The 25,983-nt window shown below is 69.4% G+C and carries 20 protein-coding genes, 2 pseudogenes and 1 riboswitch; of the genes and pseudogenes, 6 read left to right on the forward strand and 16 right to left on the reverse strand.

Annotation, left to right across the window (positions count from 1 at the left end; translation table 11 throughout):
* From VS93_RS07665 to VS93_RS07695, 6 genes and pseudogenes are all read right to left on the reverse strand, one after another.
* Nucleotides 1–975 (reverse strand): glycosyltransferase family 4 protein (locus tag VS93_RS07665; protein WP_046469305.1); only part of this gene is annotated, 975 nt, incomplete at its 3' end.
* A 15-nt stretch (nt 976–990) separates the two neighbouring features.
* Complete coding sequence (locus VS93_RS07670; RefSeq protein ID WP_082126696.1) at nt 991–1,941, reverse strand: phosphatidylinositol mannoside acyltransferase; 951 nt, start codon at nt 1,939–1,941, stop codon at nt 991–993.
* A 113-nt stretch (nt 1,942–2,054) separates the two neighbouring features.
* Entirely contained in the window at nt 2,055–2,687 is a 633-nt protein-coding gene (gene pgsA / locus VS93_RS07675) for a phosphatidylinositol phosphate synthase (protein ID WP_046469306.1), read from the reverse strand.
* Between the two features lie 130 nt (nt 2,688–2,817).
* Nucleotides 2,818–3,336 (reverse strand): thiol-disulfide oxidoreductase DCC family protein, encoded by a 519-nt coding sequence (locus tag VS93_RS07680; protein WP_236700401.1) that lies wholly within the window; start codon nt 3,334–3,336, stop codon nt 2,818–2,820.
* Nucleotides 3,336–3,887, reverse strand: a complete 552-nt coding sequence (locus VS93_RS07685) for an HIT family protein (RefSeq protein WP_046469307.1) — start codon at nt 3,885–3,887, stop codon at nt 3,336–3,338. The genes VS93_RS07680 and VS93_RS07685 overlap by 1 nt, the downstream gene beginning before the upstream one ends.
* 262 nt (nt 3,888–4,149) lie before the next feature.
* Nucleotides 4,150–5,804, reverse strand: a pseudogene (locus tag VS93_RS07695) (DUF885 domain-containing protein).
* Nucleotides 5,805–6,028: 224 nt separating this feature from the next.
* Here VS93_RS07695 and VS93_RS07700 point away from each other — a divergent pair.
* Nucleotides 6,029–6,697: a cyclase family protein gene (locus VS93_RS07700; protein WP_046469309.1), complete on the forward strand. Its 669-nt coding sequence runs from the start codon at nt 6,029–6,031 to the stop codon at nt 6,695–6,697.
* Between the two features lie 130 nt (nt 6,698–6,827).
* Here the strand turns inward: VS93_RS07700 and VS93_RS07705 are convergent, their stop codons facing one another.
* The 6 genes from VS93_RS07705 to VS93_RS07730 form a co-directional block, all read right to left on the reverse strand.
* Nucleotides 6,828–7,421 carry a GTP-binding protein gene (locus tag VS93_RS07705; RefSeq protein WP_046469358.1) on the reverse strand — a complete coding sequence of 198 codons (594 nt, stop codon included), beginning with the start codon at nt 7,419–7,421 and terminating at the stop codon, nt 6,828–6,830.
* 34 nt (nt 7,422–7,455) lie between these two features.
* Nucleotides 7,456–7,887 carry a DUF742 domain-containing protein gene (locus VS93_RS31190; RefSeq protein WP_394298801.1) on the reverse strand — a complete coding sequence of 144 codons (432 nt, stop codon included), beginning with the start codon at nt 7,885–7,887 and terminating at the stop codon, nt 7,456–7,458.
* A gap of 95 nt (nt 7,888–7,982) precedes the next feature.
* Entirely contained in the window at nt 7,983–8,384 is a 402-nt protein-coding gene (locus tag VS93_RS07715; RefSeq protein ID WP_046469311.1) for a roadblock/LC7 domain-containing protein, read from the reverse strand.
* Nucleotides 8,385–8,617: 233 nt separating this feature from the next.
* Nucleotides 8,618–11,698, reverse strand: a complete 3,081-nt coding sequence (locus VS93_RS07720; RefSeq protein ID WP_236700403.1) for a sensor histidine kinase — start codon at nt 11,696–11,698, stop codon at nt 8,618–8,620.
* 685 nt (nt 11,699–12,383) lie between these two features.
* On the reverse strand, nt 12,384–13,061 hold the full coding sequence (locus VS93_RS07725; RefSeq protein WP_046469313.1) for a hypothetical protein: 678 nt from the start codon (nt 13,059–13,061) through the stop codon (nt 12,384–12,386).
* Between the two features lie 240 nt (nt 13,062–13,301).
* A complete protein-coding gene (locus VS93_RS07730; RefSeq protein WP_046469314.1) occupies nt 13,302–13,538 on the reverse strand; it encodes a hypothetical protein in 237 nt (78 codons plus the stop codon).
* Between the two features lie 696 nt (nt 13,539–14,234).
* Between VS93_RS07730 and VS93_RS07735 the strand changes: the two genes are divergently transcribed.
* Nucleotides 14,235–15,275 (forward strand): coiled-coil domain-containing protein, encoded by a 1,041-nt coding sequence (locus VS93_RS07735; RefSeq protein WP_046469315.1) that lies wholly within the window; start codon nt 14,235–14,237, stop codon nt 15,273–15,275.
* A gap of 53 nt (nt 15,276–15,328) precedes the next feature.
* Here VS93_RS07735 and VS93_RS07740 read toward each other — a convergent pair whose 3' ends face one another.
* Complete coding sequence (locus VS93_RS07740; protein ID WP_046469316.1) at nt 15,329–15,520, reverse strand: hypothetical protein; 192 nt, start codon at nt 15,518–15,520, stop codon at nt 15,329–15,331.
* A 584-nt stretch (nt 15,521–16,104) separates the two neighbouring features.
* On the opposite strand from VS93_RS07740, the gene VS93_RS07745 reads away from it, so the two are divergent.
* Nucleotides 16,105–17,184 carry a hypothetical protein gene (locus VS93_RS07745; RefSeq protein WP_046469317.1) on the forward strand — a complete coding sequence of 360 codons (1,080 nt, stop codon included), beginning with the start codon at nt 16,105–16,107 and terminating at the stop codon, nt 17,182–17,184.
* Between the two features lie 183 nt (nt 17,185–17,367).
* Nucleotides 17,368–18,312: a carbohydrate kinase family protein gene (locus VS93_RS07750; protein ID WP_046469318.1), complete on the forward strand. Its 945-nt coding sequence runs from the start codon at nt 17,368–17,370 to the stop codon at nt 18,310–18,312.
* Between the two features lie 54 nt (nt 18,313–18,366).
* Here the strand turns inward: VS93_RS07750 and VS93_RS07755 are convergent, their stop codons facing one another.
* Together VS93_RS07755 and metE are read right to left on the reverse strand one after the other, a co-directional pair.
* Nucleotides 18,367–18,789, reverse strand: a complete 423-nt coding sequence (locus VS93_RS07755) for a hypothetical protein (RefSeq protein ID WP_046469319.1) — start codon at nt 18,787–18,789, stop codon at nt 18,367–18,369.
* 287 nt (nt 18,790–19,076) lie between these two features.
* Entirely contained in the window at nt 19,077–21,353 is a 2,277-nt protein-coding gene (metE, locus tag VS93_RS07760) for a 5-methyltetrahydropteroyltriglutamate--homocysteine S-methyltransferase (protein ID WP_046469320.1), read from the reverse strand.
* A 169-nt stretch (nt 21,354–21,522) separates the two neighbouring features.
* Nucleotides 21,523–21,748, reverse strand: a riboswitch (cobalamin riboswitch).
* Nucleotides 21,749–22,477: 729 nt separating this feature from the next.
* Between metE and VS93_RS07765 the strand changes: the two genes are divergently transcribed.
* Nucleotides 22,478–23,632, forward strand: coding sequence for a polysaccharide deacetylase family protein (locus VS93_RS07765; protein WP_236700404.1), 1,155 nt, complete (start codon nt 22,478–22,480; stop codon nt 23,630–23,632).
* A 544-nt stretch (nt 23,633–24,176) separates the two neighbouring features.
* Complete coding sequence (locus tag VS93_RS07770; RefSeq protein WP_046469321.1) at nt 24,177–24,785, forward strand: DUF6461 domain-containing protein; 609 nt, start codon at nt 24,177–24,179, stop codon at nt 24,783–24,785.
* Nucleotides 24,786–24,822: 37 nt separating this feature from the next.
* Here the strand turns inward: VS93_RS07770 and VS93_RS07775 are convergent.
* Nucleotides 24,823–25,982: pseudogene (locus VS93_RS07775) on the reverse strand (quinone-dependent dihydroorotate dehydrogenase).
* Between the last annotated feature and the right edge of the window lies 1 nt (nt 25,983).

Raw genomic sequence — 25,983 nt, forward strand, 5'->3', positions numbered from 1 at the left:
CGGCCGCGCCGCGGGCCAGCGCACCCGCCTCGCCCGCAGGAAGAGTTCCCCCGCCGCACCGTCGCGCAGCACACGCCGGAACGCGGGGATGTCGCTCGCCAGAATGGCGGCACCGGCGGACATGGCCTCGGCCAGCACGATCCCGAAGCTCTCCCCACCGAGGTTGGGGGCGCAGAAGACGTCGACTGAATGGTAGGCCCGGACCTTGTCCGCCTCGCCGACCTTGCCGAGTATGACCATACGGTCGCGCAGGTCGGCCGGAACCTGCTCGCGCGCTTCCTCCGCATCGCCGGGGCCGGCGACGAGCAGCCGCAGCCCGGGCCGTTCCCGTCCCAGCCGGTTGAACGCCTCCAGGAGCACACCGAGCCCCTTGCGCGGCTCGTCCAGGCGCCCCAGGAACCCGATCGCGCCGCCGTCGCCCGGCCACCCGGCCAGCGGCGCGGCCTCCTCGAAGCGGGAGACCGCCACGCCGTTGGGGATGAGGACGGCGTCCCCTCCGAGGTGCTCCACGAGCGTCTTGCGGGCCGCCTCCGACACCGCGATCCGGCCGCTGATCTTCTCCAGGGCGGTGCGCAGAACGGCGGCGGAGACCGCCATGGCCCGCGACCTCGGGTTGGAGGTGTGGAAGGTGGCGACGATGGGGCCGTCGGCCACCCAGCAGGCGAGCAGCGACAGGCTGGGAGCGGCGGGTTCGTGCACGTGCAGCAGGTCGAACTCCCCTTCGCGGATCCAGCGCCGCACCCGCCCCGCGGCGCGGAACCCGAACGCCAGCCGCGCGACCGACCCGTTGTACGGCACCGGGACGGCTCCGCCGGCCGAGACGACGTGCGGCGGCGGCTCGGTCTCGGAGTCGCACGGGGCCAGCACCGACACCTCGTGGCCGAGTTCCATGAGCGCTTCGGCGAGGTCTCCGACGTGCTGCTGGACGCCTCCGGGAACCTCCCAGGTGTAGGGGCAGACGAGACCGACACGCATCCTTCACCGCCTCCCTCAGGTGCCGCGATCGCGTGGCGGGGAAGCCGGCGCGACAGAGGGCACCTCCACGGTATCCGCGGAAGGGGCGAGATCCGCGCTGAACACGCGCTGCAGCATGTGCCAGTCCTCGGGGTGCTCGGTGATCGCGCCCTCGAACACCCGCGCCAGATCCTGGGTCATGGCGCGCACCTTGGCCGCGCGGTCGCCATCGCCGGGCACCGGGATCTCCTCGTGCACCCGGATTCGCCACTCGCGCCCCTCGTACCAGAGGGAGACCGGCATCAGCGCGGCGCCGGTCCGTTCGGCCAGCGCGGCGGGACCTACCGGCAGGCGTGCGGGTTCCCCGAAGAAGGTGACCTCGACGCCCCCGACGGTGAGGTCGCGGTCGGCCAGCAGGCAGACGAGCCGCCCCTCGCGCAGCCGCCGGGCCAGCCTGCCCGCGTTGCTGCCGGCGCCGCCGGTGAGCGGGAGAACCTCCATCCCGAGTCCGGAGCGGAACGCCATGAACCGGTTGAACACGCTCTCCGGCCGCACCCGCTGGGCGACCGTGGTGAGCGGGGTGCCGCGCAACGTGATCCAGGCGCCCGCGTGGTCCCAGTTGCCCATGTGCGGCAGCGCCGCGACCACGCCCCGGCCCGCGCGGACCTGCGCCTCCAGCACCTCGATGCCCGTGCTGCGGGTGCGTTCGGTGATGGCCCGGCCCATCACGGGCAGCCGGAACATCTCGTAGAAGTACCGGAGATAGGAGCGCATCCCGGCGCGGGAGAGCGCCCGCAGTTCGTCCTCGGCTGCGTCCGGGCCGACGACCCGGCGCAGGTTGGCTTCGAGCTGCCGGACACCGCCGACACGCCGCCGCCAGGCGTAGTCCGCGATGAGCCGGAACACGCTCCGGCCGAGCCGCTCGGGGACCACCCGGATCAGCGTCCACCCCAGCGCGTAGGCCACCGCCGCCGCCCGCTCGCCCATCGTGCTCCCGTTGTCCTCTCCGGATCCGTCCCGCACCCCGCCCGCTACCCGCTCGGACGCGGTGCGTACCGGTGTGTCGCCCCCGCCCCCTGTGTTCGCTCCTCCGGTCGGCTCTACGGCGCGCCGGTGTCCCCGACCCGCCGGCGCGGGACGGTCAGCCGGTTATGCGTCTCGATCAGGCGCTGCACGATCGTCACGGCGCTGATCACAGCGAGCAGCCACAGGCCGCCCGCGAGGATGTAGGGGACACCCAGTCCGTCGAGAGCGGTGGCGACGAGGACCAGGATCAGCCGTTCGGTGCGCTCGGCGAAACCGACGTCGCAGTTGGCGCCCAGCCCTTCCGCGCGGGCCTTGATGTAGGAGACGCCGAACCCGCTGACCAAGCAGAACAGGGTGAGCCCGGCGAGCAGCCGGTCGTCGCCGTCGCCCATGAACCACAGCAGCAGCCCGGAGAGGATCGCCGCGTCCGACAGGCGGTCCAGCGTGGAATCGAGGAAGGCCCCCCAACTGCTGTCGCTCCCTGTGGCGCGGGCGACGGCTCCGTCCAGCATGTCGAACAGGGCGAAGACGGTGACGACCACCGTCCCGATGTAGAGCTCACCGCGCGGGTAGAAGAACAGGGCGCTGGCCACCACACCGGTGGTGCCGATGAGCGTGACCATATTCGGGCTGAGCCCGATACGGTGCAGCCACCGCCCCACGGGCTGCATCAGGCGGGCGATCGTCGGGCGCAGGAATCTCAGCATGGCTTCTTATGATCGTAGGACGGACAGGGCATAGGGCGTACGAAACGCCGCTTCTCCGCGCACCCGTTCGTGCGGCGGGCCGGGTGGCCGGCGTGGCCGCTGCCGCGCAGGGCGGCGTTCACGCCCGGACTCACGTCGCCGGGCCGGTCCGGCACGCGGGGACGCCGCCCGGCATCCGGTGCCGGTTCCTGGAGACCCACCGGTAGACCGCCGCACCGATCGCCCGTGCGGCGGGCAGCCGGAGCAGCCAGCCCATTGGCCACGCCCAGCGGTGCGGGCCGGCGAGCAGCAGGACCGCCACGGCATCGGCCCCGCCCCAAATCCGCCTGCCGTCGGGATGCAGCAGCAGGACCTCCTCCTCGGCCCGGGCCCGGGTCTCGTCGGTGAGGCCGCTGTTCTGCCACGGCAGAATCGCGATATCGGGAGCGAGGTAGCGCTTGGCGAGTTCGGCGGAACTGGTGCAGAAGGCGCAGTCGCCGTCGTAGATCAGTACCGGCACCTTCCAGCGGACGTCTCCGCGGCGCTCACCGCCGCCGGCTTGCCGGTCGTACCGGCCACTCGAACCGTTCCAGCCGGAACGCCCGTCGACGTCCACCGCCCCGTCGGCACGTCCAGGTCTCTCCATCACTCCGGCACCCCCTTTGGTCATCAGCTCTCCGGCCAGTGCTCGGCGAGCAGCTCGCGCGTCTGCTGCAGCATCTGCGGCAGGATCTTGGTGCGGCCGACCACGGGCATGAAGTTGGTGTCGCCTCCCCAGCGGGGAACGATGTGCTGGTGCAGGTGCGAGGCGATGCCCGCACCGGCCACCGATCCCAGGTTCATACCCACGTTGAACCCCTGGGGAGTGGCCGCCCCGCGCAACGCTGTTATGCCGTCCCGGGTGAGGGAGGAGAGTTCGGCGGCCTCGGCGTCCTCCAGCTCGGTGAAGTCGGCCACGTGCCTGTACGGGCAGACCAGCAGGTGGCCGCTGTTGTAAGGGTAGAGGTTGAGCACGGCGAACGCCGCCTTCCCCCGGGCCACGACCAGCCCCTCGTCGTCCGGGAGAGCGGGGACACGGCAGAACGGGCACCCGTCCTCGGGCGCGGAACCGCTGGGCTTGTTCTCCCCCTTGATGTAGGCCATACGGTGCGGAGTCCACAGGCGCTGGAAGCCATCGGCGTCCCCCGCTCCCTCCTGGGGTTCGCGTCCTGCGCCGCTCATCGACCACTCACCTCGTTGTCGTGCTCGTTCACCCTCTGGCTCCGTTGTCCACCGACGCCACAGTGCTTCCCTTCCCCCGCGCCTTTCCCGGCTCGCTTCCTCCCCTACCGAACCCAGCATAGAAGTCCACCTCCTCCCGCATGACCCGGTACCGCAGGAGTTCCGCACCGTCCCCGCCCGCCTCGCCGCAGCCGGAACCGTCGAAAGCGCCTTCCACAGCCTTTCCGCGGCTGCGCCGTTCACACCGGCCAGGGCCCGCCGCTCACAGGCCCAAAAGGGTGCGCAGGTGGCGCGGTGAGGGCGCCCCATGGGCGAGCAGCTCGTCGTGGACCTCCCGGATCGCCGCTCGGGGCCGCCCCCGTGACAGGTCGCGCACCAGCTCCGCGATCTCCCACTGTCCCGCGTAGTAGGTGGAGAGCTGGCCGCTGGTAAGCCTGGCGCGGCGCCACTTTCCCACCACCTCACCCTCCTCTTGGTGTCCCCGTTCGGTCAGCAGGGTCTGGGCCTCGCTTTCGGTCATGTCGTGGGTGTGCGTGCGCACGTCCAGAATCGCGTTGAGGATCGTCCGCAACCGCATCTTCAGCTGCACCAGCCGCAGCGCGAGAGTGTCTTGGATGCCGTCTTCGGTCCATCCGTGCAGGGCCAGGGCCTCCTCGGTGTAGACGGCCCAGCCCTCGACGAAGGTCCCACTCCACAGTGCGTGCCGGATCCGGGTACCGCCCGTGTACCTCGCAGCGTGCGCGCACTGCAGAGCGTGCCCGGGCAGCGCCTCGTGGACCATGAGGTTGCGCAGCATGGTGCCGTGGTACTCGCGGTAGAACGACGCCCGGCGTTCGGCACTCCACTCCTCGGGAGGCGGGGCGACCGCGATAAGCGTGGGCTCCCCCGCACGCGGGCCGAGCGGGCCGGGCGGATCGCAATAGGCGACGCTCACACCGCGCCGCGCCTCCGGCATGGAGATGATCCGGATCGGTTCCTCAGGAACGGTGACGAAATCGAGTTCCGCCACCCGGCCGTGCAGATGGGCGAGGGCCTCCTCACAGAGCGGCCGTATCGTGTCGGCCGTCGTCGCCGTCTCGGCGGCGAGCCGGTCCAGCACGTCGCGCACCTGCCCCGGGTAAGAGGGCTTGCCGTCGTACTCGGCGGCCACCTCGGCGATCTCCTCCTCGGTTCCGAGAAGATCGCTCTCGGCCCGTGTAAGCAGCGTGTCCGGCGAGATCTCGGAATCCAGCGTGTACCAGAGCTGGGCGGCGAAATCGCGCTCCCCGAGCCGCGGATCGGCACCGGCCGCCTCCACATGGGCGCGCAACCAGTCGATGTGCTCTGTCAGCGCCTCCATGGCGGAGTGCCGTGCCGGGTCGACCAGCCCGCGCAGCGACGGGTGCTGTTCGATGAGGCATCGGCCTCACCCCTCAGCATCGCCACCACCCCCCGCGCTTGGGTGATGGCCGTTTCCACGTGCGGTCGCGGCATGCCCGGCCCTCCGTCGAGGCAGGACCGCGCGGTCTCCAGGAAACCGGGAACGGCGCCGCACCGCGCCGCGAGCGCCCGCAGCCTCTCCTCAACGGGAAGGACGTCGCGGGTGAGCAGGACGTGCAATGCGTCCCTCGGAAGGTGCTCCAGCGGATCCCAGGTGTGCGGGCGCAGTTCGGTGGACCGCCACAGGTCGGCGCTGACACGGGAGCGCAGCATCTCCAGGTCCACGTGGTCCGCCGGGGGCAGCATGGTGTCGTCGATCTCGTCCAGCGCGGAGAGGGCGTCGGTGAGCGTCGCGGCACGCTGCCTGGTCGCGTCGACGGAATAGTCCGAAAGCCGGTCGGCGAACCGGTGGTCACCCAGCTCGTTCGCCCATTCGGGCGAATACTCCAGCAGAGCGTCCAGAATGCTGTCGCCGACCTCGCGGAACCGGTCGGTCATGGCGTTCGCACCGGATCCGGGCTGTTCAGGTGGAGAGCTCGAAGTCATCACCCGTCATACTGCCCGGTTCAGCAGCGTGACGCACCCCGGCATGAGGGAGCCGGGAAGCAGGAGTGCACCTGCGCGGCGGCGGCGCAGACACTGTTCGCGCCTCGATCCCGCGAGAGGCGGGGTGGAATAGGTTCGGCAGTGCCGGATAGTCCGACCCCAACACGGTGGAGCCCATGCGCCTGCAACGAATCGTCGACCTGAGCCGACCGATCGGCCCGGATACCCAGGTCTTCCCTGGTGACTCCCCGCCGCGGATCACCCGCGCGTCGACCGTCGCGACCGGTGGTTTCAACTCCGTGGAGGTGCACATGAGCTCGCATGCCGGAACCCACGCCGACGCCCCGTTCCACTTCCTGGAGCACGGAGCGCGCCTCGATGAGCTCCCCCTCGAACTGTTCACCGGGCCGGCCGTCGTCGTGGACGCGACGGGGCGCGACGACCGCTCCCCCATCAGCAGCGCCGACCTCGCACCGTGGGCGGACGAGTTCGCCCCCGGGGCCGTCGTGCTGCTGCGCACCGGCTGGTCCGCGTACTACCGGACCGAGCGCTACTTCGAGCACCCCTATCTCGACGGCGACGCGGCACGCCTCCTCGTCGACCGCGGAGTGCGCACGATCGGAATCGACACCCTGAGCCCCGACGAGACACCATACGGCGAGCACCCGGGAGACGACTGGCCGGTGCACCGCACGGTCCTCGGCGCGGGCGGCACGATCATCGAGAACCTGTGCCACCTGGAGCAGATCGACTTCCCCCACCCATGGTTCAGCGCCTTCCCCCTCCGTCTCGCCAGCGACGACGGCGCTCCTGTCCGAGCGGTCGCGCTGTCATGGGCGGGTTGAGTCCCGACCCGGGACGTCCCACGGCCGCTCTGACCGAGCACGGTACTCGGGAAACCAAGGGCGGACACGGGCCCGCCGAACCCGCATCACCGCCGGGGTACGGCGGTGAGGTCTCCGCGACCACCGGTGGTCAGCGCCAGGTGCCCTGGCCGCCGGTGGAGGTCGGCTGCCCCGCGGCGCCGCCCGGATCCCCGACCGTGATGGCGTGTTCCACGAGCGTGATCAGGGTCGACTTGGTGGACGCACGGTCACGGGCATCCACCTGGACGATCGGGATCTCCGGGCTGAGCGTCAGTGCGTCGCGCACCTCGGCCGCAGCGTGCGGGTAGTACCCGTCGAAGCCGTTGATGGCCACGACGAAGGGCAACCGCGCCTCTTCGAAGTAGTCGATCGCCGGGAAACAGTCGGCGAGCCGGCGGGTGTCGACCAGGACGACCGCCCCGATCGCACCTTTGACCAGGTCGTCCCACATGAACCAGAACCTGTGCTGGCCGGGGGTCCCGAACAGGTACAGGATCAGGTCGGAGTCCAGGGAGACCCGGCCGAAGTCCATGGCCACGGTGGTGGTCTGCTTGTCCGGCGTCTTGGCAAGGTCGTCGACGCCAACGCTCGCGCTGGTCATGACCGCTTCGGTGGTCAGCGGCACGATCTCCGAGACAGAGCCCACGAACGTCGTCTTGCCGACACCGAAGCCTCCCGCGACGACGATCTTGACCGACGTCATCGCGTTCGCCACAGCACCGCCCTCGTCGGCCGCGCTAGAGCTTGCGAAGTCCACTGAGCACCCTTTCAAGCAGGTTGACATTGGGCCGGCTGTCGGTGTTGAGCGACGTTCTGATCTGGATCAGACCCTGTTCCGACATGTCCGCCACGAGCACCCGCGCGACACCTAGCGGGATCCGCAGCAGCGCGGAGATCTCCGCCACGGAACGCCACTCCCGGCACAGATCGCTGATCGCCTGACACTCAGGGGTCAGAGTGCCGGACTCGGAACGCGCGGTCGCCGTGGCCGAGATCAACGCCTCCAGCGGTAGCTGGGACTTCGGCTTGGTGCGGCCCTTCGTGACAGCGTACGGCCGCACCAGCGAGCTCGGAGAGCTCGGAGAGTTGTCCGCCGCCGGCCGTGATTGATGGTCGACTGGTTGCTGGCTTGGTCGTGGAACATCTCCGCCGCCCGGACCGTCCCCCAGCGCCCATGGGGCGCCGGCAGCCTGTTGCCCGAACCACGAGGCGCTCCCGGCATCTCTACTGTGAGGTGCCACCACTTCCTCCTGTCGGTGGTGGATCAGTGGATTCCCGAGGTACGCGCCGCCGGAGTCAGCGCACGTCCTGCCCGTTCGACGAGCAGTGTCATCTCATAGGCGACCAGTCCGAGGTCACAGTCGGCAGCGGCGAGGACCGCCAGACAGGATCCGTCACTGATAGCCATGATAAGCAGCAGCCCCCGCTCCATCTCGACGACGGTCTGGGCGACCGCTCCGCCTTCGAAGACGTTGGCGGCTCCCTGCGTCAGACTGGACAGGCCGGAGGCGATGGCCGCCAACTGATCGGCCCGATCCGCCGGAAAACCCTCCGAGGAGGCGAGCGGGAGTCCGTCGGACGATACGACGATCGAATGCGCGACATCCGGTACGCGGTTCGCGAAGTCAGTGATCAGCCAGTTGAGCTCATTCACCTGTTGACTCATCTGCTCTCCTGTCCGTCCCAGCCTTCGCGCCGACCGTTCGCCGCTGCGGCCGCCGTCGGCCACGTGTTCTTCATTGTTGGTGACTTTATACGGGGGTGATGTCCAAGAAGTTCGGATGATGCTATTCCATCGCCCGCCCAAGTTCTACGGTCCCCCCTCGGACCACGACCAACGCCCCATTTTCTGCTTCGCGCGGGGCCGCGCCTGACCGTGCTCGCGCTGGACACTGTCTCTTATCTCTCCTCGGACGGCTGCTCATTGGTCTGGTTACGCCCCTCGCGGAGTCCCTGCTGGAATCCGGTGAAGCGGTTGCGCACCCGGTCGGCCGACCGTACCGGGATCTGCTTCACGTTCTCCGGCTGAGGGGCCGTGCCAGGAACCAGATTTGCCTTAGGAACGCGTTTTGGCAAGCCAGAACTCGTCAATCCCCCGGCGATCGGTTCAACGGCCGTCTGCGCGGCCTTCCAACCGCGGTCGGCCTCCGATCGCCATTCGTCTTCGGGACGCGGCGACTGTCCGGCCACGGCGGGCTCCGGCTGCGCCTCGATTCCCGGAGAACCTTCCTGGTCACCGTTGTCCTGCGCAGTGGAGCCATCGGGATGCCGCGCGCCGTCGTCACCGCGCGCGCCGCCGTTGAGATGTGGGAGGGGACCGCTCTCCGGGTCGGCGGAACCGGGGCCGCCCGTTCGACGCTTGAACCAATTGGATTCGATCGCGTCGAAGATCGGGAGCGTCTCCGCTCCGCCCTCCGGACTGGGCGGAACCACAGTGTTCTGGCCGGCACCGGCCCCGGCCCCGTAGCGCTTGGACAGGTAAGCAGCGGAGCCGTAACCTTCGCGGCGCTCCGTCCCGTAGCCGCGGGCGCCGGACTGCCCCGTGGAACTCCGGTCCTTCGTCCCCTGGCCGTTGCCGGATTCCGACACCAGCGATTCGCTGCGCCATGCCGTCTCCGGTCTCTCGCCAGGGGACGGAGTGACGTCGGTGCGCCACAGCGACGACTCCACAGTCGACTCATTGCGCCAGGAGGATGTGCCCGAAGTGGCGCCGCCGTGCCGCGGATAGGAGTCGGAAGCCGCTCCTGCGGGTCTCTCCTCCGCGTGCGCCGCGTTCGCGCCCGGGTGCTCCTGCGCTTCAGAGGGCGAAGCGGAGGAGGGGTTCGCGGAGGTGTTCCACCCGGTTCCCGCCCACAGGTCCTGCCCGCTCGGCGGATGCTCCTCCACCTTGTTGTCGTCGCGGTCGTCGCGCTCCCCGCTCTTGTTGTTCCCCCCGGGGGTTCGTTTCGGCAGGCTGGGGCCGTCGGCTCGCCAGTCGGGAGGCACCTGGGAGGGTTCGGCCGGGGCCGGGTTCGCGGCGAACGCCGCCGTGGCCTCAGCGAAGGTGTCGGGCACGGACGAAGCGCCGTCAAGGTCGGACGATGCCGACTCCACCGGTGTGATCAGCAGGTCCGGCGGGAAGACCGCGCACGCGATGATCCCACCGTTGTGCGCGTTCCTCAGCCGCACCCGGATACCGTGACGCGCCGCAAGGCGGCTGACCACGAACAGTCCCATACGGCGCGATACCGCGACGTCGATGACCGGCGGTTCGGCGAGCCGTTCGTTGATCGCCTCGAGCTCGTCAGGGGCCATGCCGATACCGCTGTCGGTGACCTCCACCTGCACGCCGCCGTCGGCCAGCATCTCGGCGGTGACCCCCACCTGGGTGTCGTGGGAGGAGAACGACGTGGCGTTCTCCACCAGCTCGGCCACGAGGTGGATGACGTCGTTGACCGGACGACCGAGGACGGAGATGTGCGAGGGGGCCCGGACGTTTATCCGCTCGTACTGCTCGACCTCGGAGATCGCGCCGCGCAGTACGTCGACCAGCGGCACCGGCTGCGCCCACTTGCGGGTGTTGTCCTGTCCGGAGAGAACCAGCAGGTTCTCGTTGTTCCGGCGCATACGGGTCGCGAGGTGGTCCAGCCGGAACAGGTCGGAGAGCCGGTCGGAGTCCTGCTCGGTCTGCTCCAGGCCGTCGATCAACCGAAGCTGGCGTTCCACCAGTGTCTGGCTCCGGCGTGAGAGGTTCACGAACATCGCGTTGACGTTGCTGCGCAGCGCGGCCTCGTCCGAGGCCAGCTGCAGCGCGACCCGGTGCACCTCGTCGAAGGAGCGGGCCACTTCACCGATCTCGTCGCGCGCTGTCACGCCGATCGGGGCGACGTCGACGTTCTCGGGTGCGGTGCTCATCTCCTGCACCCGGGAGATCGAGTCCGGCAGGTCCTGCTTGGCGATCCGCAGCGCACCGGCGCGCAGCGCGCGCAGCGGCCGCACGAGTGAACGCACCACCACCGAGGTGATGATGAAGACCGCGAGGATCACGGCGAGGATCAGGAGGGAGTCCAGGAGAGCCCGGTTCATGGCGCTGGACTTCAGGTCGGTGGCCTGGCCCCGGACCATGTTCGCCATCGAGCCCTCGACCTCTTGCATTCGTTCGAGGGCAGCGTCGGCGTTCTTCTGGTACTCCTCCGCGGTGTCGCCCTGGGTGATCCCGGTCAGCGACTGGCCGTCCTCGGCCCGCATCATGACCCGCAGCCGCATGGTGGACATCTGGCTGACTTCGAGACCGGTGAACGACTCGTCGTAGGTCTGGCGCTGTTCGACCGTCGCATACGTGGTGAAGTTCTGCACCTCGTTGTCGTAGCGGGCCCGGCTGCTGTCGATGGCCTCCTTGACACCGCCCGACATCGTGCCGCGCATGAGCGAGTGCAGCATCAGCGAGCTCTCGTAGGAGAGCTGCTCGCGCGACTTGCTCAGCGCGCTCAGCGCCCGAACGCTCTCGCGCAGTCCGGTGTCCTCGGTGGCCTCGGCGATGGTCTCGTTGAAGCCGGTGAGGGAGTTGATCAGCTGGCGGTATTTGGTGACGGCCGGCAGGACCGTGATGCGGGTGTCGGTGACCTCCTCCCGGATGCCGTCGAGGTGCTCCAGGTCGCTCAGCATGCCGTTGAGGCGATTGGCCGTCAGCTCGGTCCCCGGTTCACCCAGCTCGTTGACGCCGTTCACCACTTTCTGGCGTGCCTGCTGCGTCGCCTTGTACTGCTCCTGCAGCTCCGTCAGACGGTCGCCGTCGCGCTGGTCGGGAGCGGGGTCGTCGGCGATGTAGGCCGCGCTGAGCATCCGCTCCTTGCCGAGTTCGTTGGCCAGAACGACCACCGACCGCCCGAGTGATCCCATGCTCTCGATGTGATCGTGCGTGACCGTAGTCCCGACACTCTCGGCGATCCGAAGTCCACCCAGCGCCACCGCCACAACGGTGGGGATGACAATCAGCGCCACGAGCCGGGAACGCACGCGCCAGTTGCGCGGCGCCCACCAGCGGGCAGAACGCTTTGGCCGGGAGCCGCCGCCAGCGTGTTCCGCTGACTGCCCCTCCCGTGGAGCGTCAGCTCCCTCTCCTGTCGCTCGTGTCGACACGGACCCTCGCAACCTTTCGTGTCGCCGCCTCGGACGGACGCAGACCCCACGGAGGAACCCGACCGGCTGCCCGGAAACAACCCCGGACATATGCGCAGACAGGGCCAGCGGCCCGGCCGAGCCCGGCGTTCAGGAGATCCGTCCGCATTGAAGAGGGGCTTTCCGCGTCGGGAGTCGCCTCATGTGGGGTGCGAGGCGTAGTGCATCATCAATCCGAAATGATGCACGTGAAGTGCAAAGCGTACCAATCCGTCAAGAGATTACGGATCCGGCGAATATCACCGCTACGGAGGACCATCTCATGACTGTTACCCGACTATCTAGTGGGGACGTGGAGACGGGCTGACACCGCTCCAGCATGTCGAGCCCGCAATGGTAGGCACTCATATCAGTTTCATAACTTTTCGGGCAACCTCTGAAGAAGCGTCCGCTTTCCTGGGTATCCCCTTGTTCCGGTGTGCCTGGCGGTGCGCATCCCCGGAGCAGGCCCGGCAGCGGTTCGCGCGGCGCCCGGTACCGGGGTCCACGCACCGAACGGGCGGATGGGTCAGGCGCCCGCCCCCACTCGAATCTCGAACTCGCCCAGCGGACCGCCGTCGACGAAAAGCTCCTCGCCCGGTTCCAGCGGCCGGGTACCGGTGGACAAACGGGCCACGACGTCGCCCTGGAGCCCTTGGGTCCACGAGAGGTCGCCTTCGACGGTCACACTGGCCAGGTCGGTGTCCTCCGCGGTGGCGGTCACGCTCAGGGGCGAGCCGTCGAACTCCTCATGGGTCACGATCGCCGGCCCCAAGCTGAACCCCGCAGTAGCCCCTTCGGGCGTTCGCCAGAGGCAGGCCGGGGCGTAGCCGGCGTGCAGGCCGCCTCCGCCGAAGATCGCGACCAGGCCGACCGAAGCCGAAAGGCCTCTGGCGCCGGCCGGCAGCGCCGCGCCGTCGTCGGTCCCCCGCACCATGGACGGGTCGATAGTCATCCGCTCGCCGCCCACGAGCGCCGGGACCGGTGCCGTGGGACGCAGCGGGGCGCACAGACGCGCCTCGAACTCCACGATGATCTCGACAGGGGCGGCCAGCGCCCGCTGGAACGCATCGGCCAGGGCGTTCCGGCTGTCGCCGAGCAGATCCGGAACGCTCTGCTCCCCCGGATACCCGAAGACGCATCCGTCGTCCACGACTCCCGGACGCGCGTCACCTCCGCTGGGCGACAGATAGGTGACCCAACGCATGCACCCCCCTCTCCGGCATCGGTCTCGCGGACCGCGCGGCCCCGAGCGCGTATCCGCACCGGTGGCAACATATTCCCATCTGCGCTCACCTGCGGGCGGAGCCCGCCCGACGGCGGGGGAGCGTTCCGGAAGGGAACGTACCTGCGTACTGCGCCGGTTCCGGAGGGGTGCCGCCTCCACGACCGCACCGGGCGCCCGGAACCGTCGGTCCCGCAGCGGCGCCGGGTCCAACGCGCCGGCCTAACCGCCGGCCGCGCCGTTCCCGGAGGCCCGCATCAGGGGATTGTGCTCCTTGCCGGTGCCGGCGCACATGCGGCAGGGTTCGTCGACCCGGACCCAGTGGATCACCCCGCTGCTGTCCCTGCGCGGCTTCTCCGGGCGCCACCAGCCAGACCCCGAGCAGAATCGGCAGCAGAGGTCGTCGCGTTCACACCATTCGCAGTCGGTAAGGGCGCACCGTTCGCGCGTCGATGTCATGCGCACACCCCTGTCCCTCTGCAGGTATCACAGTCCTCCACACTGTCGACGAAGATGACCGTGCCATCAGCTCCCCGTTTAGGGCGCTGGTAGGTCAGCTTTCCCGTCCCATGGCAGCGACCGCACGGCGGCGGCTCCGAATTACGCGGCATCGACCCCTCCCGCCCCACCGCGAAAGCGTGCACAGCCTCGCACAGCCGGTGATCAGCCGTCCAGAGGAATGTCGCACCGAATTGACCTCTTCGTTTCCCTCTCGCAATCCGGCGCGGTCGCGCCCCGTCCGCCATTCGCCGATTGCGGCCGGGAACCAGAACAGCGTCCGAAAGCCGTCCAGGAGGCGGTCCCGGCCCCTACCGGCACGGCCACACGCCCCCCGGAAACACGTAACATTCGTCACAACCGGGCCGTACTCACCCCGGGCACACGGGGCGCACACCCCCTCTCACCGAAACCACGCCCACCACGCGTATTACGAACCTATAAACTCTGTCGGCAGCGTAACCGCCGGCACCCTTTCGCCAGACGGAGCGCACCCCTTTTAAGGTTCTCGAAGGGGCGTACGCCCCTTGTAAGGAGACACCCCCTCCCCCCAGCGGCAGACGCGCCAGGACGGCGTGCGGTCCGTCCTGGACGGGGAACCGACCGATGTTGCGCGGGTCCGCCCCCCATGGACCCGCAAGCCGAGGAGCGACTTACGTGGAGCCCTACCGACGAACCGGAGCGGACGACTTCGCCGACTTCTGGGCGCCAGACCCCGACTGCCCGCGTTGGAGGGACCGCCTCAGAGAGTTCGTCCGGTCCCGGCCGGGCACCGAGCGCGGCCGGATCGTCGTGGTCGCCGCCGCCCTTGTGGCGTCCCTGACCGCCCCCCTCCCCGCAGCCTCCGCCGGAGCCCCGCCGCCGAAGGAGTCCGAGGAGAGCCTGGAGTCCCTTACCGAACGCTCCGAGTCGCTCAGCGAGGAGTACAACGGCGAGTTGCGCGATATGGAGGCCGTCCTGGGCGACGCCAAGAGGGCCGAGGAACGGGCCGAGCAGACCCAGAAAGAGGTCGAAGCGTCGTCGGAGCAGGTTCGGCAGCTCGCCATCGCCAGCTACACCAACGGCGGCGTCGATCCCGCTTTCTCGCTGTTCGTGGACGAGGAGCCGCAGGAGCTCATCGACCGCGCCTCCCTGGTCCAGCACCTGTCCAGCGCGCACCAGGACAAGATCGACATCCTCGAGGAGGCTATCGAGCGTGACGAGAAGGCGCAGGACAACTCCAAGGAGAAGGCCGCCAAGGTGGAGGAGGACCTCGACGAGCTCGAGGGCCAGCGCGAAGAGGTCCAGGAGCTGATCGCCGATTACCCCGAACAGGAGATAGGCGGTTCGGACAACCTCACTCCGCGCACCCGGCAGATGAGGGACGTCATCACCGAGGAGTTCGGGGAGAACAAGAAACACGGCGGCGTGGGCTGCTTCCGGGAGGAGGGCGGCATCGTCGTCGGGGAGCACCCCAAGGGCCGTGCGTGCGACTTCATGGTCGCCAAGTACCGGATGCCCACGAAGGAGCAGAACGAGCGCGGCCAGGCCATCGCCGATTGGGCGCAGGACAACGCCGAACGGCTCGGCATCATGTACATCATCTGGCGCCAGCAGATCTGGGACATCCGCCGCGGCGACGATGGTTGGCGCGACATGGATGACCGCGGCAGCATCACCGAGAACCACTTCGACCACGTGCACATCTCGATGTTCTGAAGAAGCGCGCCCGGGACCGGCGGCAGCCGCGGCCCCTCCCCGCTACTGCGCGCCTACCCGCCGGTGAAGAGCGGGCCGTACACCAGCGCCATGCACCCGCCGATAACGCTCAGCATCACGCCAATGGCGAGGATGAACACGAACCAGGCGAGGAAGCCGTGCTTGGAGCCGCCGGCCGGTCCCTCATCGGGGGAGTTCGGTGTTGAGGACGACATCGCGAGCCCTTCGTGCCACGGATCCGTCATAGCGGCTCCAACGGTAACCGCTCGCCGGCTCCCCCACTCCCTCCGACAGGCCGCGGCGCTCCCCGCCTTCGCCGGTCCCGCCGCCCCCCGATTTCGATCCCGCAACGATCCATTCCCGGCCGCGATCCCGGACCCTGAGCCGGGATCCCGGATGACCGGCCACGATTCCGGACTCCCCTTGCATGGACAACCACCCGGGGTAACCGTTCCGACGAGCTTCCACCACGAATCGGCGGCGTTCCGCTGGGGTGAGCGCGATCGCGATCGACTCGGGTCCACCTCCGGAAGTTAAGATGCCGGTGTCTGGCCCTTGCCATCGGCCCGGTCGTCTGGGGCACCGGTTCCTTCGGGAGCAACAGCGACCTGGTCAATGCCGGGGGACGCAGCGGAGCCCTCATCTCCGCCCACGGTCATACCGCGGTCGCAGCCGGAACAGTCCCGGCTTCGGTGCGTATGCCCACCCTGCGCCTCGTGAATCGACGGCAGTCCGATACGCAGGCGCAAAGCATCCAGGTAGTGGAACCAAGAACGCGCCCACGCGCGTCTCACGGACCGTTCACAACGCAGCCGGCGCGAGGGGAGTCATGAGCGACAACGGACCCTATATACAGCCACCGCAATTCCCGCAGGATGGCGAGGGAAACTCCGGAGGGCAGCAGCCGCCTTACGGCGGCCCCTACGGGCAGCCCGGCCATGCCCAAGGAAGCCCGGATGCCGGCCAGTACGCGAGCGGTCCCCATCAGGCCCCCTACGGAGCACCTGGTCCGGGCACCGGCGGACAGCCCGGTTACGGTCCACAGCCGGGCCCCGGAGGCCCCCAGTTCCAGCACCCCCAGGAGCAGCAGATGTTCCAGGGCGGGGGCCAGCCTCCCTACGGGCCGGGAATGCCCGGCGGTCCGGTCGGCACTCCGGGCTACCCGCAGCCGCGCAAGAGCAACGCGGGCCTGTGGATCGTCATCGGCGGCGGCGCCGTGATCGTCGTCCTCGTGATCGCTGTGCTGGCTGTGGTGCTGCGCAACGCCAGCGGCGACGAACCGGCGGCCTCGGGCCCCGAGCCCGAGGGCGGCACCGAGGAGCAGCAGGGCAAAGAGGAGGAAGAGGGCGGAGGCGAGGAGGAGAACGCCGAGGCGGGCGCCAGCGGCGAACCGCCCTACGAACTCCCCGAGGAGCCCTGCGACGCCATCAGCGAGGACGCTCAGTCCAGCTACAACCTGGACAACCCGAACAAGAGCCTCACCGACAACCGGTCCTCCTGCTCGTGGAGCGTCGACGGTGAGGGCGACATCTACGGCACGCTGCGGGTCGAGTACGACGTCCCCTACGCCGGCTCCGACTCGGTCGAGGGCGCGAAGACGGACTTCGAACGGGCCGTCGACCTGGCCACCGACGAGGAGGACGAGTTCACCGAGCGCAAGGTCGACGAGGAACAGGACGTGGACCTGGGCGACGAAGCCAAGCTGGTCTTCGGAACGGAGAAGACCATCTACAACAACTCCGTCGCCACGATGATGATTCGTGCCGAAAACATGAACGTCAAGGTCGTGTACTCGATGACCCCCGGCCTCGGAGCCGACGAGAACGCTCCGGCCCCGCTCGAGTTCTCCGACGTGGAGGACCTGATAAATGACCTCGGTGAGCAGGCCGTCAACCACGTGGGCAGCTGAGTCACCGGCTAACCTCGTTACCCGGCCTGCACTGTCCCACCCCCGTGCGGATGTGGGAGGTCGCGTTCCCGAGGGTCCAGCGCCCTCCGCCGGTTCCCCGCGGGCCACCGGGCCCGCGGGGAACCGGTGCGTCGGGCGGGCCGCCAGTGCCCCACTCGACTCACCCGGAAACGGAGAACCCTCGTGCTGACCGTCATCGGCGAAGCGCTGATCGACCTCATCAGCGCCGAGAACGGAACCTACCGCCCGGTTCCCGGAGGCGCGCCCGCCAACACCGCCGTCGCCCTCGCCCGGCTGGGCGCCCCGGTGTCACTCCTCGCCCGGATCGGGGACGACCGGTTCGGCCGCGACCTGCGCACCTACATCGGCTCGCGCGGGGTCGATCTCCGGCACACGGTCGCCGCTCCGGAGCCCACCACCCTGGCGATCGCCGATATCGACGACACCGGACGCGCCGAATACAGCTTCTACGTCCACGGGACCGCCAACTGGCAGTGGACTCCGGAGGAGTTGCCCGACCCGCTCGGCGGCGATGTCACCGCCGTACACGCGGGTTCGCTGGCCATGGCGCTGCCGCCGGGAATGTCGGTGCTCGAGAAATGGCTGGCCGCACAGCGCGAACACGTCACGGTCAGCTACGACCCCAACATCCGTCCCGCCCTGGCCGGCCCGCGCGGAGCCGAGGTGCAGCGCATCGAGCGCCAGGGGGCCCTGGCCGACGTCATCAAGGTCAGCGACGAGGACCTCGACTGGCTCTATCCGGACCGCCCCTCTGAGGAGTCCCTTCGGCGCTGGGCCGATCTGGGCCCGTCCCTGCTGCTCCTCACTCGGGGTTCCGAGGAGACGGTGGCGGTTCGGGCGGGCGATCCCCCACTGCTGGTCCGGCGCCGTCCTCTGCGGACCGAGGTCGCCGACACCGTCGGGGCCGGTGACGCCTTCGGCGCGGGTGTCCTCGATGCGCTGTCGCAGCTCGGTGCGCTCGGTTCCGCCGCCCGCCCGCGCCTCGCCGCCCTGGACGAGGCGGCGGTCGCCGCCTGTCTGGAGCACGCGCACCTGGTCGCGGCACGCACCTGCGAACGCCCCGGCGCCGATCCGGGAGAGCTCACTCTGCCTCCGGTGCGGGTATAACGCCGGTCCGCCGCGGTTCCCGGCCGCGGGCGTCCGCCACTGCCGGTCCGGGGCTCAGAAGCCGCTGCCGGGACTCATGAGCTGCTGACCGGACAGGCCGATCGATACGCCCCAGGGGAACGCGATGATGATCGAGTATCTGGAGGCGTCGGTCCTGTTGACCACGGACTGCAGGGGCTCCCTCAGCGCCTCGGCCGCGCGCCTCACCTGGTAGGCCGTTCCGTCCCCCCAACCGGCGCTGCTGGTCCGCAGTGTGCCACCGGGTGCGTAGAACCGTGCCATCGCATAGGACAGCAGTGCCGCCCAGGCCTCGACCACGCCCAGCAGCTCGATGGGATCGTCCGCGGAGCCCTCGCGGAGAACCCCGGAGATCCTCTGCTCGATGTCCCCGAGGACCCCCGCGAGATCTTCCTCGGAACCGACGCGCTCCATTCTCCCGGCGATGTCGGCGCGGAAGCCTTCGTCCGGAGGCAACATACACAACACTCCAAGTGCCGAGACGGTCGACCCACTCAGCGCCCCAGCTCCTGGCGCGGGAAACGACGCTGAATGCAACGCTCTCGACAGCGTGTCATCGCCCGGGCGCCAGCGGCGCTAGACACGCCTACGACCTGCAGATTCGGACGTTCATAGCCGCTCGGGGCCACCTGTGGAGCGAAGCACCCGGTGCCGGGCGGGGAGCCCATCCGCTCCCCGCCCGGCACCGACTCACCTCCGGTCCGGCTCCGCGTGCTCCGGGACCGGTCCGGCATCTCGCATCCGGTTCACCCGGGCGGCTCCGCCCGGACCCGGCGCGCGGCCTCGACCATGTTGCGCAGGGCCGGTTCCACCTCCGCGTAGCCGCGGGTCTTCAGTCCGCAATCGGGGTTAACCCAGAGGCGTTCCGGTTCGACCGCTGTCAGCGCGTTGCGCAGCGCCTCCTCGATCTCCTCCACCGAGGGCACACGCGGCGAATGGATATCGTAGACGCCCGGGCCGATCCCCCGCCGGTAACCGGCGGCCTTGAGGTCCCCCACCAGCTCCATGTGGGAGCGGGCCGCCTCGACGCTGGTCACATCGGCGTCGAGCGCCTCGATCGAGCCGACGATCCGGCCGAACTCCGAGTAGCACATGTGGGTGTGGATCCGGGTGCTCGGAGCGACGCCCGAGGTCGCCAGCCGGAACGAACCGATCGCCCACTTCAGGTACTCGCCGTGCGCCTCCTCGCGCAGTGGGAGCAGTTCACGCAGCGCCGCCTCGTCGACCTGGATATGCCGGATCCCGGCGCGCTCCAGGTCGAGGATCTCGTCGCGCAGCGCGAGCGCCACCTGCCGCGCCGTGTCGCCCAGCGGCTGGTCGTCGCGGACGAAGGACCAGGCCAGCATCGTGACAGGCCCGGTCAGCATGCCCTTGACCGGCTTCTGGGTGCGCGACTGGGCGTAGGTGATCCACTCCACGGTCAGCGGCTCGGGCCGCGAGACGTCACCGTAGAGGATCGGCGGGCGGACGCACCGCGAGCCGTAGGACTGCACCCATCCGTGTTCGGTGGTGGCGAACCCGTCGAGCCGCTCGGCGAAATACTGGACCATGTCGTTGCGCTCCGGCTCGCCGTGGACCAGCACGTCCAGGCCGATGTCCTCCTGCAGCGCGATGACCCGGTCGATCTCGGCGCGCATGCGCCGCTGGTACTCCTCGGTGCTGATCCGCCCGGCCCGATGATCGGCCCGGGCCCGGCGCACATCCGAGGTCTGTGGGAACGATCCGATGGTGGTCGTCGGCAGACGGGCCGCTGAGTCCGTCGCCGCCTCACGACGCTCGTAGCCGGTACGGGAGGGCTCCTCCCCGAGCGCGTCCAGCCGGGCCCGCACGCGCCGGTTCGTGAACGACAAAGGGGTCTCGGCCGCGGCCCGTCCCTTCTCCAGCTCCGCGGTAACCCCCTCCCCGCCTTCGGACAGTGCCCGGCCGAGCAGCACCACCTCGTCGACCTTCTGCCGGGCGAAGGCCAACCGCTCCCGCAGCTCCGCGGGAAGGGCGGCCTCGGCCTCCAGATCGATCGGGACGTGCAACAGGGAGCAGGAGGTGCTGACGGCGACCTCGTGTGCCAGCCCCAGTAGCGAGCCGAGCCTCGACAGCGCGTTCCCGAGGTCGGTTCGCCACACGTTCCGGCCGTCGACGATCCCGGCGACCAGGACCTTGTCCCCCAGCCCGGAGACGCCGGCGAGCTCGCCGACCGCCTCGGGACCGCTCACCAGATCCAGCCCGACGGCCTCCACCCGGGTGCCCTTGAGGAGCTTCAGCGCTTCGGTGCCGATCGCTCCGAAGTAGGTCGAGACGAGGAGTTCCGGGCGATCATCGAGGGCGCCGAGCCGTTGATAGGCGCGCTCCAGCGAGCCGAGCGCGGCCCGTCCCTCGTCGGTCGCCAGGATGGGCTCGTCCAACTGCACCCTTCGGGCTCCCGCCGCTGAGAGCTGTCCGAGCAGGTCGGCGTAGCAGCCGAGCAGGTCATCCAGTAGCTCCAGCGGACTCCATTCCTCAGGTGCCTCAGGGGCCGCCTTGGCCAGCATCAGGAAGGTGAGCGGGCCGAGCAGGACCGGCCGGGTCTCGATGCCGAGCCCCTTGGCCTGCGTGTACTCGGACAGCGGCTTGGAGCCGGACAGGCGCAGCCGGGTCCTTGGCGAGAGCTCGGGGACCAGGTAGTGGTAGTTGGTGTCGAACCACTTCGTCATCTCCAGTGGAGGGGCGTCCTGCGCGCCCCGGGCCATGGCGAAGTAGCGTTCCAGCTCGGTCGCGTGGTCCTCCGCGGTGTTCGGGTCGTCGAAGCGTCCGGGTACCGCACCGAAGAGAACGGCGGTGTCGAGCACGTGGTCGTAGTAGGAGAACGTGTTCGACGGGATCTCGTCGAGCCCGGCGTCGCGCAGGGTCTCCCAGACCTCGCGGCGCAACCGCGCGGCGACGGCGTCGAGTTCGGCCGCGGTGCTCGCCCCGCCCCAGTAGGACTCGCTGGCCCGCTTGAGCTCGCGGGCGCCGCCGATGCGGGGGTATCCGTGGATGGTGGTCCTCATCGGACATCACCACCGTGAACCGTTGTGTCGTTCGGCATAGCTTTTCTCTCCCTCGTCGAGCAGCCGCAGGCCCGGACACCATCGGGGAGAGCGCGCGAGTCGCAGGTGGCCCCATAGCCGCCTCTCGCCCTGGCCCTCCCTCGGGGCGCACGGACCACCGCGGACGCGGGCGCGTCCGCGGGCGGTGGCAGGTCTTCGGACTCGTGGGCGCTGCGCGGTGCTCAGTACCGCGGTCTCCTACCGGCCGCCGCTTCCCGGGCGCGTGCACGCCCAGTGCTCTTGGCGGCTTTCGTTCCCACATACCGCTGCGGGGCAGTCCCGGATTCGCACCGGGGTTCCCTCTTGCGACACGCGTCGCTTTTGCGCCGCGTGTACCAACCGCAACTGCCAGTATAGGGATGTTCTTTATGCGGCACTGGGCGGCTCCTCCGCCGGTACCGTACGATGCCGGGAATGTTCTGATTACCGCGTCGCTCACCGTGTGCCGGCCGGTCGATCAGAGCCGCGTACCAGTGTGGTTCGTCTATTGCACAATCGCACCCGGACGTGTTTCCCGGACCGGTGCTCGTCGCCGACGTGCCCCACCCGGCAGCGGCCGGGCATACCGCCCGCGGTTCCGGGGCTGGGCAGTAGACCAAACCCGAATCGATATCTGCCCCACAGAACTCGATATGCGATTTCCTTCGACATAGCGGGACGGCTCGTCCCACAATCAGTTCCCGCGCCACCAGGCCTTTGAAAAACGAAAGAGACGCTGGCCGCCACATGTCACTCCGCGCCTCCGCCACCGGGGATACCGCTCCACACACACCGCGCTTTTACCCGACCGCCATCGCCGCCCTCGCGACTCTGACGCTGGGTGCCTGCAGCATCGGTGAAGGGGATCAGCCCCCGGAAGAGGAAGAGGTCAAACCCGAAGGGGACCCCGACCAGCTCACCATTGTCGATGCGGAGAACGTGGTCGGTATCGGCGAGGAGAAGAATACCGAGGACGGCGAAGTCGCGATCGAGGTCGCCTATCCCGAGGTTCCCAACGCCGATCCGTTCACCGAGCGGCTCGCCGCCATCATCGAGCGGGAGGCGAGCGATTTCAAAAACGCTATCCCGAGGCCGAGGCCTTCCACGTGGACTGGAACCTCAGCGTCGCGAGCGAGGAGATCATCGCGGTCCGGCTCACCCAGACGGAGAAGGAATCCGGGAAAGAGCGGACGCACCACGCCACGTACTGGTATGACGCAACGGACGCGAACACCGCCTACTCCACTGAGCTGCTCGACGGCCAAGAGGAACTCGTCACCCTGAACGAACTGGTCAAAGAGGCCTTAGCGGATGAGGAGCACGTCCGCGCCTCGGCACTGCACCCCATCGTGCGGCTCTACGACTCGATCGGTTTCAACCCTGACGGCGACCTCGTCGTGGAGTTCGACCAGGGGCAGGTCGCCCCGGAGGACGAGGGGCGGATCAGCGTGGTCATCGACAAGCAGGAGGCCGCGCCGCTGCTGTCGGAGTTCGGCGAGCGAGCGCAGACCGCCGCGGCAACCGTCGCATCGGACGTGCAGCTCGCCGACGCCCCTCAGGAGTCCCAGAAGGACAGCGCCGAGAAACCGGCTCCCGGCGCGATACCGGTGGTACAGGACGGCGACCCCGACTGCTCCACGGCCGAAAGCAAGTGCATCGCGCTGACCTTCGATGACGGCCCTGGTAAGCGGACCTCCGAACTCCTCGACGCGCTCGACGAGTACGAGGCGAAGGCCACCTTCTTCGTCACCGGAGAGGAGCCGCTGCGGGAATATCCCGAAGTCGTGCAGCGCGAGTACGCCGAGGGGCACGAACTCGCCAACCACACCATGGTGCATCCCGATCTCACCACGGTGAGCCGCGCCGAGGTCAAGAACGAGCTCACCACCCTGAACGCCCTTGTCCGCCGGGACACCGGCTACACGATGAACCTGATGCGCCCGCCTTACGGCGCCAGCGACGACACCGTCTCCGAAGTGTCCGAGGAGATGGGGTTGGCCCAGATCATGTGGAGCATCGACACCTACGACTGGCGGGACCGCGATCCCGACAAGGTCGCCAAGCGTGTCATGAAGGACGCCGAGCCCGGATCGATCGTGCTGATGCACGACATCCACGGCAGCACCATCGACGCGGTTCCCACCATCCTGGAGAAGCTCGACGAGAAGGGCTACACGATGGTCACGGTGAGCCAGCTGCTCGGCGAGACCGAACCGGGTGAGTCCTACCGCGACGGGCACCCGGACTCGGACGAGAAGTGACGGCGAGGAGAATCGGCTCCCGGGGCGCGCGCCGGCAGGGAGCCCTCCCGTGGCCGCTCGCGACGCCGCCCGTCCCGCCTCCTGGGAACCTCCTTGACAGGGGGTTCCCGGCTTGTGGTGGCATAGGATGGATGTGACGGTATGCGGACTGCACCGCCGGCGATAACAGTGTACCCACGCGCACACGAGCAGGTGCCGCGGCCGTACTCGGCGCCCACTATGCTTCGGCCGGGGCGGACCTCTGGTTATCCGCAAGGGACCGTCCGCGCACGGGCCGCAGCGCCGCGGCCCGTATCCTGTCGTCATCGGCGGTGGCCCCGCCTCCGCGGGCACCCGTTCGCTCCAGGGGTTACCCGCCGTCCCACCCTCAAATCACCACACACTGTCCTGAAGTGGCCGGTTCCCCGGCCTCTTACCGGGAACGCGTTCAATAAACCCGCTCGTCACCGCGAAGACGAGATCGCCGTCGCACAGTGGTCCGCGACACCGCCCCTTGGCAGGCCCGATCACCACTGTGGCCCGTGGAATCGGAAGGGATGGGCCCATGGCCGCTGCGTGCGCCCGCGACTACGCATGGCTCCAGGAGAGCCAGCCGGATCTGGCCGAGGCGTACTGCCTGTCCTACGTTCGGGGGCTGAGCAAGACCGAGGCGCTGCGGCGTCTCGGTGCCGCCGAACGTCAGCTGCGCAGCCTGCCGATCGTCGAGGCCGTGGAGGCAGGCCTCTGCGCCGAGGGGCACCCGCCGCTCACCGCCCACGCTCTGTCGGTGCACGGCTGGGCGGTCATCATCGAACCCACCGGGTGCAGGGCGACCCGCCCGGAGACCTACCGCGCACTGTCGGCCGAGACCGAACTGGTCTCGGTACGCGTACTTCTGGACCACCGGTACGAGTTCCGCTGGGTGGTCGACGGCGTACTGCAGACCTTCCTCGACACCCGCTGGCCCTATGTCCGGCGGGGAACCCGCCCCGACGCGCTCGCAGACGACATGCGGGAGATCGAGCTGACCGACGGCGCCGGGGTGAGCGATCCGGGGGCGGCCGCTCTGGCCCTGGCCGAACGCGTTACCCGCGTCCGGATCCGCCCCGCCCATCTGACGGGTCCGCTTCTCGGCGCGGAACTGGGCCCGGCCCACCCGCTGGCAGCGGGATGAGGACCGCCGGTCGGACCGGTCGGCACCGCCCGCGGCCTCAGCCGTCGCCGGCGTCCGCGGGTGCGCCATCGGCGCCGGCGTCCGCACCCACGGCTTGGCCGATCGAGCTGTAGCCGGCGGCGCGGACCAGCCGGGCCAGCCCTTTGTGCATGCGGCGCGGCCACAGCGGGCCTCCATAGACGAGACCGGTGTAGCCCTGGACCAGGGTCGCGCCGGCCCGGATCCGCTCCCATGCGTCCATCGGGGTCTCGATGCCGCCCGCGGCGATGAGCACGAGCCGGTCGCCCACCCGGGAGCGCAACCGCTGCAACACCTCGAGCGAGCGCCGTTTCAGCGGCGCCCCGGACAGGCCGCCGGCCCCGACCGCCTCCGGATCGCCGCGCAGTCCTTCGCGCGAGATCGTGGTGTTGGTGGCGATGATGCCGTCGAGCCCGAGCTCCAGCGCCAGGTCGGCCACGGCGTCCACGTCGGCGTCCGCAAGGTCCGGGGCGATCTTGACCAGCAGCGGCAGGGTGCGGTGGCCTTCGGAGTCGAGGGTGGAGCGGACTTCGTTCAGCAGCGGGCGCAGCTGCTCCACCGCCTGCAGATCGCGCAGACCAGGGGTGTTCGGCGAACTGACGTTGACCACGAGGTAATCGGCGAAACCCGCGAGGCGCCTGGCACTGGTGGCGTAGTCCGCCGCGGCCTGCGACCCCGGCGCCGCCTTGGTCTTACCGATGTTGACGCCGATTATGGGGCCCCGGTACCGCCGTGGCGCGGAGGGTCCCCCTGGTCCCTGAGGCGCCGTTCGAACAACCGGTCGGCGACGGCCGCCGAACCGTCATTGTTGAACCCCATCCGATTGACGATGGCGCGGTCGGTCACCAACCGGAACAACCGCGGCCGGGGATTGCCCGGCTGCGGATGGGCGGTCACCGTGCCGACCTCCACGTACCCGAACCCGAGCGCGACGAGCCCCCCGGTTCCCTCGGCGTTCTTGTCGAAACCGGCGGCCAGGCCGAGCGGCCCGGGGAACTCCCGGCCGAACGCCCGCACCGTGAGTTCCGGCTCGCGGGGTCCGAGCACGCGGCTCAGGGCACCGGCGGCACCGGGAACGGCCGACACCCCGCGCAGCGCGGCGAAGCTCAGCCGGTGCACCGCCTCGGCGTCGGCGTGCCGCAGGACGGCGTGAAAGAGCAGTTGGTAGAGCACGGCCACC

It is taken from the genome of Allosalinactinospora lopnorensis, from assembly GCF_000981225.1.
Lineage (GTDB): Bacteria > Actinomycetota > Actinomycetes > Streptosporangiales > Streptosporangiaceae > Allosalinactinospora > Allosalinactinospora lopnorensis.

Coding starts and splice junctions, on each gene's coding strand:
- VS93_RS07730 (WP_046469314.1), bottom strand. CDS start 13,538: ATGACATCGACGCGCGAACGGTGCGCCCTTACCGACTGCGAATGGTGT.
- VS93_RS07685 (WP_046469307.1), bottom strand. CDS start 3,887: ATGAGCGGCGCAGGACGCGAACCCCAGGAGGGAGCGGGGGACGCCGAT.
- metE (WP_046469320.1), bottom strand. CDS start 21,353: ATGAGGACCACCATCCACGGATACCCCCGCATCGGCGGCGCCCGCGAG.
- pgsA (WP_046469306.1), bottom strand. CDS start 2,687: ATGCTGAGATTCCTGCGCCCGACGATCGCCCGCCTGATGCAGCCCGTG.
- VS93_RS07700 (WP_046469309.1), top strand. CDS start 6,029: ATGCGCCTGCAACGAATCGTCGACCTGAGCCGACCGATCGGCCCGGAT.
- VS93_RS07740 (WP_046469316.1), bottom strand. CDS start 15,520: ATGACGGATCCGTGGCACGAAGGGCTCGCGATGTCGTCCTCAACACCG.
- VS93_RS07745 (WP_046469317.1), top strand. CDS start 16,105: ATGAGCGACAACGGACCCTATATACAGCCACCGCAATTCCCGCAGGAT.
- VS93_RS07770 (WP_046469321.1), top strand. CDS start 24,177: ATGGCCGCTGCGTGCGCCCGCGACTACGCATGGCTCCAGGAGAGCCAG.
- VS93_RS07680 (WP_236700401.1), bottom strand. CDS start 3,336: ATGACCAAAGGGGGTGCCGGAGTGATGGAGAGACCTGGACGTGCCGAC.
- VS93_RS07725 (WP_046469313.1), bottom strand. CDS start 13,061: ATGCGTTGGGTCACCTATCTGTCGCCCAGCGGAGGTGACGCGCGTCCG.
- VS93_RS07755 (WP_046469319.1), bottom strand. CDS start 18,789: ATGTTGCCTCCGGACGAAGGCTTCCGCGCCGACATCGCCGGGAGAATG.
- VS93_RS07670 (WP_082126696.1), bottom strand. CDS start 1,941: ATGGGCGAGCGGGCGGCGGCGGTGGCCTACGCGCTGGGGTGGACGCTG.
- VS93_RS07705 (WP_046469358.1), bottom strand. CDS start 7,421: ATGACGTCGGTCAAGATCGTCGTCGCGGGAGGCTTCGGTGTCGGCAAG.
- VS93_RS07715 (WP_046469311.1), bottom strand. CDS start 8,384: ATGAGTCAACAGGTGAATGAGCTCAACTGGCTGATCACTGACTTCGCG.